We start from the raw sequence: 8,782 nt of genomic DNA on the forward strand, positions 1-8,782 counted from the left end.
TCCTCGATCAGCGCCTCGACGCGCGCGGCCGCGTCCGACGGCGGTGCCTTCAGCGTGGCGGCGATGCTCGCGAGGGTCTTCTCGGTCTCGCCGATAGAGGCGAGGGCCGCCTCACCCACGGCCGCCTCGACGCGCCGCACGCCCGCCGACACCGCACCCTCGGAAAGCACCTTGAACAGGCCGATATCGCCGGTGGCGCGCACATGCGTTCCGCCGCAGAGCTCCACCGAGTACTGCCCGGCACGATCCGTTGCCGCCTCGTCCGCACCCATCGAGACGACGCGCACCTCCTCGCCGTACTTCTCGCCGAACAGCGCCATCGCGCCCTGCTTCACCGCCTCGTCGGGCGTCATCAGCCGCGTCACGACCGGCGCATTCCCGCGCACGCGCGCGTTCACCTCCGCCTCGACCCAGCGCAGTTCATCGGGCCCGATCGGCTTCGGGTGGCTGACATCGAAGCGCAGCCGGTCGGGTGCCACCAGCGAGCCCTTCTGCGCCACATGCTTGCCGAGCCGCCGGCGCAGCGCCTCGTGCAGCAGATGCGTGGCACTGTGATGCGCCCGGATCGCGGAGCGGCGCGCGTGATCCACCTCCGCCACCACCGCCGTGCCGACCCGCGCGATGCCTTGCTTCACCGTGCCGAGATGCACGTGGAGGTCGCCGAGCTTCTTCTGCGTGTCGCGGATCGCGATCACCAGCCCGTCGCCGGAGCGGATCGTTCCGGCATCGCCGATCTGCCCGCCCGACTCGCCGTAGAACGGCGTCTGGTTCAGCAGCACGGCCACCTCGTCGCCGCCGCGCGCCTCCTGCACAGGCTGGCCGTTCACCACCAGCGCGCGGATCTCGGCCTCGGCCGTTTCCGTCGAGTAGCCGAGGAACTCCGACGCCCCGATCTTCTCGCGCAGGTCGAACCACACCGCCTCGGTCGCCGCCTCGCCCGAGCCCGCCCAGGCAGCGCGCGCGCGCGCGCGCTGCGCCTCCATCGCCGCGGTGAACCCCGCGACATCGACCAGGCGCCCTTCCGCCTTCAGCGCGTCCTGCGTCAGGTCGAGCGGAAAGCCGTAGGTGTCGTAGAGCCGGAACGCGATTTCGCGGGACAGGGGCTGCTTGTGACCGAGCTTCGCGGTCTCCTCGGCCAGCAGGTGCAGGCCGCGGTCGAGCATGGCGCGGAACCGGCTCTCCTCGGTGCGCAGCGTCTCGGTGATCAGCGCCTCGGCGCGGCCGAGCTCCGGATACGCCACGCCCATCTGGCGGATCAGCGCCGGAACGAGGCGCCACATCACCGGCTCGGCCGCCCCCATCAGATGCGCGTGCCGCATCGCGCGGCGCATGATCCGGCGCAGCACATAGCCGCGCCCCTCGTTCGAGGGCAGCACGCCGTCGGCGATCAGGAAGCACGATGCCCGGAGATGATCCGCCATCACCCGATGGCTGACGCGGTGCGGGCCATCGGGGTCGGTGCCCGTCGCCTCTGCCGAGGCGAGGATCAGCGCGCGCAGCGTATCCGTGTCGTAGTTGTCGTGCCTGCCCTGCAGGATCGCCGCCAGCCGCTCGATCCCCATCCCGGTGTCGATCGAGGGCCTCGGCAGGTCGACGCGCCGCCCGTCGGGCAGCTGCTCGTACTGCATGAACACGAGATTCCAGATCTCGATGAACCGGTCGCCGTCCGCGTCATCGCTGCCGGGCGGGCCGCCGGGGATGCCGGGGCCGTGGTCGTAGAAGATCTCGCTGCACGGGCCGCAGGGCCCGGTATCGCCCATCGCCCAGAAATTGTCCGAGGTGGCGATGCGGATGATCCGCTCCTCCGGCAGTCCGGCGATCCGCTTCCACGCGCCCGCCGCATGGTCGTCGTCGTGATAGACCGTGACCAGCAGCTTGTCCCTGGGCAGGCCGTAGTCCTTCGTGACCAGCGTCCAGGCCAGCTCGATCGCGAGATCCTTGAAGTAGTCGCCGAACGAGAAATTCCCCAGCATCTCGAAGAAGGTGTGATGCCGGGCGGTGTAGCCTACGTTCTCCAGGTCGTTGTGCTTGCCGCCGGCGCGCACGCATTTCTGCGCGGTCACGGCACGGGTGTAGGGGCGCTGCTCAAGGCCGGTGAAGACGTTCTTGAACTGTACCATCCCCGCGTTGGTGAACATCAGCGTGGGGTCGTTGCGCGGCACCAAGGGAGAGCTTTCCACCGCCGCGTGGTCGTGGCGGCGGAAGAAGTCGAGGAAGGCGGCGCGGATGTCGTTGCTGCTGGGCATGGCAGGTAAATAACCCTGGGGGCCAAGGGCCGGAAGTGGGTTCCCATCGCGGCGCAGCCGCAATGGGGCCCGTCCCTTGCCCCCAGCCCCCCCATCCCATGAACGCCTATCCGTAACGCAGCAGCCGCGCACCATTGCGGCCAAGCCACGCCCTGGCCGCCTGGGTGTGGGGGGTGAGCGAGGCCACCACCGCCCAGAAGCGGGGCGAATGGTTCATCTCGCGCAGATGCGCCACCTCGTGCGCCACCACGTAGTCCAGCACCCACTCGGGCGTCATCACCAGGCGCCAGGAGAAGGCAAGCGTGCCGTCGGGTGCGCACGAGGCCCAGCGGCTGCGCTGGTCCTTGATCGCGATCCGCCGCACCGACCGGCCGATCCGCGCCGCATGGTCCAGCGCCAGAGGGGCGATCCGCCGCCGCGCCTCGGATCGGAACCAATCTGCCACCCGGCGCGGCAGGAACGCGGGTTCACCCGCCACCCGGATCTCGCCCTCGGCCAGCCACACCCCGCCCAACCCCGCCGGATCGTGCCGGATCGGATGCGCCACGCCCAGCAGCGGCACCATCGCCCCGTCGGCGAACGCCACATGCGGGGCAAGCGCGCCCAGCCGGTCCGCCACCCAGCGGCTGTTTGCCTGCAACAGGGCCATGCCCTGGCCGCGACCGGCACGCGGCGGCAGCGTCACCACCACCGCCCCCGCGGCCGGGTCGATCCGGAGCGTCACCCGCCTGGCACGTGTACTCCGCCGCCACTCGACCTCGGTCGGGCCGTGGGGCAACCGCAGGGTCTCGCGACTCGGGGGGGCAGCGCGGCGCATGCGGGCCGGAGCATGCCTCGCCGCCCGGGCCGGTTCAATCTCGACACGAGCGCGGCTAAGGGTAGGGGGTGTCCCCGCCCCCCTCCCCCACCGCGCTCGTCCTGCTCGGAACCCTCGGCACGCTCTGGGGCCTGACCCCGGCGGTAGGCAAGCTCGCGGTCGCGGGCGGAATTGGCCCGGTGGGCTACGCGCTGCTCTACGCCGGCTTCGCCGCCGCGATCCTCGGCGGGGTCGTCACGGCCCAGCGAGCCCACCTGCCCGGCCATCCCCGCGCGCTGGGCTTCTATGCGGTCAGCGGGCTGATCGGCTTCGCGACCCCGGGAACCCTCACCTTCGTTGCCCTCCAGCACCTGCCCGCAGGGCTGCTCGCGATGGTGCTGCCGACCGCGCCGCTGATCACGTTCCTGCTGGCCGCCGCGACCGGGCTCGAACGGGCGACACCACGCCGCGCCGCCGGCGTGGCCGTAGCGCTCACGGGCACCGCCCTCGCCCTGGCGCCGGGCGCCGCCTTGCCGGCCGGCGGCAGCCTCCGCTGGGCGGCGCTGACCGTGCTGGTGCCGTGCTGCTACGCGCTCTCGAACCTGTTCGCCGTGCGGTTCCGTCCGGCCGGCGCGCCGCCGCTCGCGCTCGCCGCCGGCACCACTGCGGCGGCCACCCTCTGGCTGATCCCGGCCTCCTTGCTGTTCGGCCAGTTCCGCCTTCCCGGCGCCGACGCCGCGACCGCGCTCGCCGCCGGCCAGGGCCTGCTGGTCGCCACCGCCTACCTGATCTACTTCCGCCTGCTGACCCGCCAGGGTGGGGTGTTCGTGAGCCAGGTCGGCTACCTGATCGTGCTGACCGGCCTGTTCTGGGGCTGGGTGTTCTTCGCCGAGATGCCGGGTGCGCTGGTCCTGCCCGCCGCAGCGCTGATCTTCGTCGGGCTTGCGCTCGCGACGCGCCCCTCGCGGGCGTGACGGCAGGCGCGCTTTCTGGCCCGGCGCGGGTCCCGTAAGGTTCGCCGCCATGCCCGGCCCCCTCGATCCCGCCGTCGCCGAACGCGCCGAGGAGCGGGCGCGGCTGGTCCGCTGGCGCCTCTATGCCGGCGCGGCGATGGCGGCCACGCTCGGCGCAACGGTCGGGCTCTACGCGCTCGAGCCGCCGCGCGCCTACTGGCTCGACCTCGCGCACGCCGCCGCCAAGGCGGGCTTCGTCGGCGCGGTCGCGGACTGGTTCGCCGTCAATGCGCTGTTCCGCTACCCGTTCGGCCGCTGGACCGGCATCGGCGGGCTGATCCCGCGCGAGAAGCAGCGCCTCGCCGGCGGCATGGGCCGGTTCGTCGCGCGTCAGTTCTTCACCCCCGACAGCATCCGCCGCGCCGTCGAGGGGGTGGACGTCGCTGCGGCGGCCGCGCGCTGGCTCGCCGATCCGGTGGCCGCGCGCCGCGCCGCCGCGGCGATCGCGCCGTTCGTGCCGCGCCTGCTCGAATCGCTCGCCGAGGGCCGCGCCCAGATGGTGCTGCGGCGCCTGCTGCCGCGCATCGTCGCCGGGCCGGGCACGGGGCGGCTCGCGGGGCGGCTGCTGCGCACGCTGCTCGACGGCGGCCAGCACCAGGAGGTGTTCGGCTATGCGCTGGCGCAGGTGAAGACCACGCTCGCGGCCAACGAGGAGCGGCTGCGCGTCGCGATCGAGGGCCGGGTCGCCGAGCAGGGCGGCAGGATGGTGAAGTGGGTCGCCGGCGCGTGGATCGCGAAGAAGGTGCTCTCCAGCATCAACGCAGAGCTCGCGCGCATCGAGCCCACCGACAGCGACCTCCGCGCCGCCTTCGACGCCTGGGTCGAGGGCGAGATCCACCGGCTCGAGCACGACCCCGACCGTGCCGCCGACCTCTCCCGCGCGATCCGCTCGGTGTTCGCGCACCCCACCGTGTCGGCCTGGCTCGAGGATGCGGTGCTGCGGCTCGCCCAGATGGCGCGTTTCGATGTCGAGCGCGAAGACGGACGGATCGTGCCGGCGCTCGCCGCGATGCTCGCCAATCTCGGCCGTACGCTGGAGGCGGACGAGGACGCGCGGCGCGGGCTCAACCGCCTGGTCGAGGAGATCGTCGCCGCCCTCGCACCACGAGCCCAGTCGCGCATCGAGGGCTTCGTCGCGGCGAAGGTTGCCGCCTGGTCGGATCAGGACATCGTCGAGCGGATCGAGCTCAAGGTCGGGCGCGAACTCCAGATGATCCGGCTGAACGGGACACTGCTGGGCGCCGCCGTGGGCGCCGTGCTGTATGCCGTGCTGTCGGCGCTGTTCGGGCGCGTGCCGGTGTAGCTGACCGGGCGGCCGGGGCCGCCGTTTCATTCGTTGTACGTTCCGGACAGTTTTTCCGTGACCGCGGCGACGCATTGCGCGTATCGTTGCAGGGTCAGCACGCGCACCCGGGGGGAACCGCCATGATCGAGGTCAAGCGCCACCGGTTCGAGGGCGTACAGTTCGACGAATCGCCGCACACTGGCGGCAAGATCACGCCGCGCTTCATCGTCATGCACTACACGGCCGGAGGCTCGGCGCTCTCCTCGGTGCGCGCGATCCGCGAACGCGGCCTCTCGGCGCATCTGTTCGTTGACCGCGACGGCGGGATCATCCAGACCGTGCCGTTCAACCTCGCTGCGTTCCATGCCGGCCCCTCCTCCTGGCGCGGCTTCGACGGTCTCAACCAGCACTCCATCGGCATCGAGAACGCCAATTTCGGCTTCTTCGATCGCCGCACCTCGGATGGCTGGACGCGCACCGGCCTGCGCACCTTCGCACCGCACGAGGTGCTGGTCGCGCGCCACAAGAACGGTGGGCCGGAGATCGCGTGGGAGCTCTATCCGGAAGCGCAACTGCGCGCGCTCGATGCGATCGTCGCAGCGCTCAGGGCCGCCTACCCGACGGTCCAGGAGGTGGTCGGTCACGACGACATCTCGCCCGGGCGCAAGGTCGATCCGGGTCCGGCCTTCCCGATGGCGCGGTTCCAGAACCAGGGCGGGGCGGCCGGGTCGGGTACGCTGCGCGACGACGACCTCGGCGAGTTCGAGGTGGTGGTGCGCGAAACCCTCAACCTGCGCGGGGGGCCCGGCACCGGCTTCGCGGTGCTGCGCGCGCTGACGCCCGGAACGCGGCTGCGCGTGCTACGCGAGGAGGGCGACTGGCGCCAGGTCGATCTGCAGGGCGACCGGGTGCCCGACGGGTTCGTGCACGGCGCGTTCCTGCGCCGTGTCGGGCCGTGAACGGCGCACCGCCGCCGCGCGGAGGCGCGCGGCGGCGGATCATGGCGACCGATGATCAGGCCGCGCGCGGTCGCAGCACCGCCGGCAGCCTCTCCTCGGCCGCGGCGTAGGCGCCCGGGCCCAGCAACGCCTGCACCAGCAGGGCCGCGGTCCAGAACGCGGGGAACTCCCAGCCGCCGCCGGGTGCGGTGAACAGCCAGCCGGCGGGCAGATGCTGGATGGTCGCGCCGATCAGGACCGGCACGAGCGCGAGCGAGACAATGCGCACATAGGCGCCGGCGATCAGCAGCGCCCCGCCGACGATCTCGGCGAGGATCACGGCATAGGCCAACGCCGCCGGGTAGCCGATCGATTCGAAGAACGCGGCGGTGCCGGCGACACCGAAGGTCAGCACCTTCAGGACCAGGCCATGGGCCAGGAACATCACGCCCATGCTGATGCGCAGCAACAGCGCGGCGTAGTCGGCGGGGGTGCGGGTCATCTCTCCTCTCCTTGGCGGATTGCGATGCCCAACGAGGTGAGGCGACGCGGCACCGCGCGCCAATGCGCGCGCCGGATGGCGGTGATCGGCCGCGATGATGGGGCCGGGGGAATTGTACCGATCAAGTTATGATAGGCCTTGACCGGGAACCGAAAACAGTTATGATCGCGATACGTAATTGAGGAGGCTCGAGATGATCACGCACGTGGTCGACACTGACGGCCTCAACCTCAGATCAAGCCCCGGCAAGGCCAGCGACAATGGCATGCACGTCCTGGCGCGGGGCCACGGCGTCACCTTCCTCGCGCTGGCCGAGCTGCCCGGATGGTGGAAGGTCGCGACGCGCGTGAACGGCGGCCCCGTCGAGGGTTTCGTCGCCGCCGCCCATCTCCGCAAGGTCGACCCTGGCGTGCCGCCCCCGGCGACGGCGGATCTGCCGGCGGCGCTGCTGGAGCGCGACGGCAGGCCCGTCACGCGGAACGCCAGGCAGTGGCCCTTCGTGCTGAACGAACCGGGCATGCCCCGCCGCCTTCCCGGCTCGACCGATCCGGCCGCCGACATCACCGCGATCCTCGAGTGGCTCGACGTCGAGCGGCAGGACCATGTGCGCTGGCGGCCGGAGCCTGGCGGCAAGACCTTCTGCAATGTCTATGCCCATGACGTCTGCCATCTCGCCGGCGCCTACCTGCCACGCGTGTGGTGGACCAAGCCCGCGCTCAGGGATCTCGCCGCGGGCAGGCCGGTCAAGGCGAGCCTCGGCCCATCCACGGCCACGGTCACGGAAGTGACCGCGAACACGCTGCGCGGCTGGCTGGCCGAGACCGGACCGCGGTTCGGCTGGCGCGAGACCGGGTCCCTGGACGAGGCGCAGGCGGCGGCGAATGCCGGGCGGATCGTGGTGCGCTGCGGCCAGACCCGGAGCGGCTCGCCCGGCCACATCACCATCATCGTGCCCGAGACCCCACAGCACCAGGCCCGGCGCGACGGCGCCGGGACGGTGACCGTCCCGTTGCAGTCCCAGGCCGGGCGGGACAATCGCCGCTACCTCACCGAGGCGTGGTGGACGGGTCCGACCTGGCTCGCGGTCGGGACCTGGATCGGGCCGTGACGCCCGGTCAGCCCGTCCCGACCGGACGCAGCTCGTCGAGCCGCGCGAACAGCTCGGCGCGCGGGAGCTGGGTGTAGTCCTTCGCGTGATCCTCGCGCACGGCGGCGGCAAGGCTCGCGGGCATGATCGCGCGGATCTCGCCGAGCAGCCGGGGCGGGGCGACCAGCACGATCGCCTGGGCCTCGCCGGCGGCGACGGCGGCGTCGAGATCGGCGACGAGCTCGCGCGCGAAATCCTTCTTCGCCGCCTCCTTGGGCGTCTCGCGCGGCTCCATGGCGCTGCGGTGCGGACCGAGGCTGTCGAAGGCGCGGCCGGGACGATCCTCGCCCAGCTCGTGCGCCTTGGCATGGACGTCCGGGTTCTCCCAGCTGCGCAGCGACTCGTAGCCGGGCTTGCCCTTGCGCTTGACCAGCGCCTCAGCGCGCGCGGCGTCGGCGATGACGAACCAGGTCGTGCGGTTCGGCATGGGTGTGCTCTCCTCCGTATCCCGGATGATCAATCAGCGACCGCGCCGGTCGGTGAGACTGCGCCACTTCACCCCGGCCCAGGCGAGCAGCGCGGCACCAAGCGCGACCGGCACCGCGATCAGCGCGATCGTCGCCGCGAACACCACCAGCAGTGCGAGGATGCCGAGGCCGGCCGCAATCGCCGCCACCAGGATCACCGTGCCGAGCACGCGCGATCCCTGGGGCGGCGGCGCGCCCGCGCCCTGCCGACGCTCGGCCGGGAGGACCTCGACCTGCCAGGTCTCGTCCTTGTCGCGGTCGCCTTGCATCGTCCACACATCGCCCTTCCAGCGGTCGGCTTCAAGCGCGGGGGTTTCAGGACGCCGCATCGGGTCGTAGCCTCGGCCCGTGGCCTTGGGGAGCAGCGATGGCGGCGAAGAACCTGCTG

At 72.0% G+C, this 8,782-nt stretch carries 9 protein-coding genes; 4 read left to right on the forward strand and 5 right to left on the reverse strand.

Annotated elements, in window-relative coordinates; all coding sequences use genetic code 11:
* Both alaS and ACTIFU_RS20350 read right to left on the reverse strand, forming a co-directional pair.
* The coding region (gene alaS, locus ACTIFU_RS20345) for an alanine--tRNA ligase (RefSeq protein WP_439580146.1) at positions 1–2,246 on the reverse strand (2,246 nt) is incomplete at its 3' end.
* Between the two features lie 106 nt (positions 2,247–2,352).
* Positions 2,353–2,970: a M48 family metallopeptidase gene (locus ACTIFU_RS20350; RefSeq protein WP_439580147.1), complete on the reverse strand. Its 618-nt coding sequence runs from the start codon at positions 2,968–2,970 to the stop codon at positions 2,353–2,355.
* Positions 2,971–3,131: 161 nt separating this feature from the next.
* On the opposite strand from ACTIFU_RS20350, the gene ACTIFU_RS20355 reads away from it, so the two are divergent.
* From ACTIFU_RS20355 to ACTIFU_RS20365, 3 genes are all read left to right on the forward strand, one after another.
* Entirely contained in the window at positions 3,132–4,016 is an 885-nt protein-coding gene (locus ACTIFU_RS20355; protein ID WP_439580148.1) for a DMT family transporter, read from the forward strand.
* A 49-nt stretch (positions 4,017–4,065) separates the two neighbouring features.
* A complete protein-coding gene (locus tag ACTIFU_RS20360; protein WP_439580149.1) occupies positions 4,066–5,358 on the forward strand; it encodes a DUF445 domain-containing protein in 1,293 nt (430 codons plus the stop codon).
* Positions 5,359–5,480: 122 nt separating this feature from the next.
* Positions 5,481–6,299, forward strand: a complete 819-nt coding sequence (locus ACTIFU_RS20365) for an N-acetylmuramoyl-L-alanine amidase (RefSeq protein WP_439580150.1) — start codon at positions 5,481–5,483, stop codon at positions 6,297–6,299.
* 55 nt (positions 6,300–6,354) lie between these two features.
* Here the strand turns inward: ACTIFU_RS20365 and ACTIFU_RS20370 are convergent, their stop codons facing one another.
* Positions 6,355–6,780: a DoxX family protein gene (locus ACTIFU_RS20370; RefSeq protein ID WP_439580151.1), complete on the reverse strand. Its 426-nt coding sequence runs from the start codon at positions 6,778–6,780 to the stop codon at positions 6,355–6,357.
* A gap of 193 nt (positions 6,781–6,973) precedes the next feature.
* Between ACTIFU_RS20370 and ACTIFU_RS20375 the strand changes: the two genes are divergently transcribed.
* On the forward strand, positions 6,974–7,888 hold the full coding sequence (locus ACTIFU_RS20375; protein WP_439580152.1) for a hypothetical protein: 915 nt from the start codon (positions 6,974–6,976) through the stop codon (positions 7,886–7,888).
* 7 nt (positions 7,889–7,895) lie between these two features.
* Here ACTIFU_RS20375 and ACTIFU_RS20380 read toward each other — a convergent pair whose 3' ends face one another.
* Complete coding sequence (locus ACTIFU_RS20380) at positions 7,896–8,354, reverse strand: host attachment protein (RefSeq protein ID WP_439580153.1); 459 nt, start codon at positions 8,352–8,354, stop codon at positions 7,896–7,898.
* Positions 8,355–8,387: 33 nt separating this feature from the next.
* Positions 8,388–8,782, reverse strand: a 395-nt coding sequence (locus ACTIFU_RS20385; protein ID WP_439580154.1) for a hypothetical protein, incomplete at its 5' end; no start/stop codon positions are given.

It is taken from the genome of Elioraea sp. (assembly GCF_051860475.1).
Classification (GTDB): Bacteria; Pseudomonadota; Alphaproteobacteria; order Acetobacterales; family Acetobacteraceae; genus Elioraea.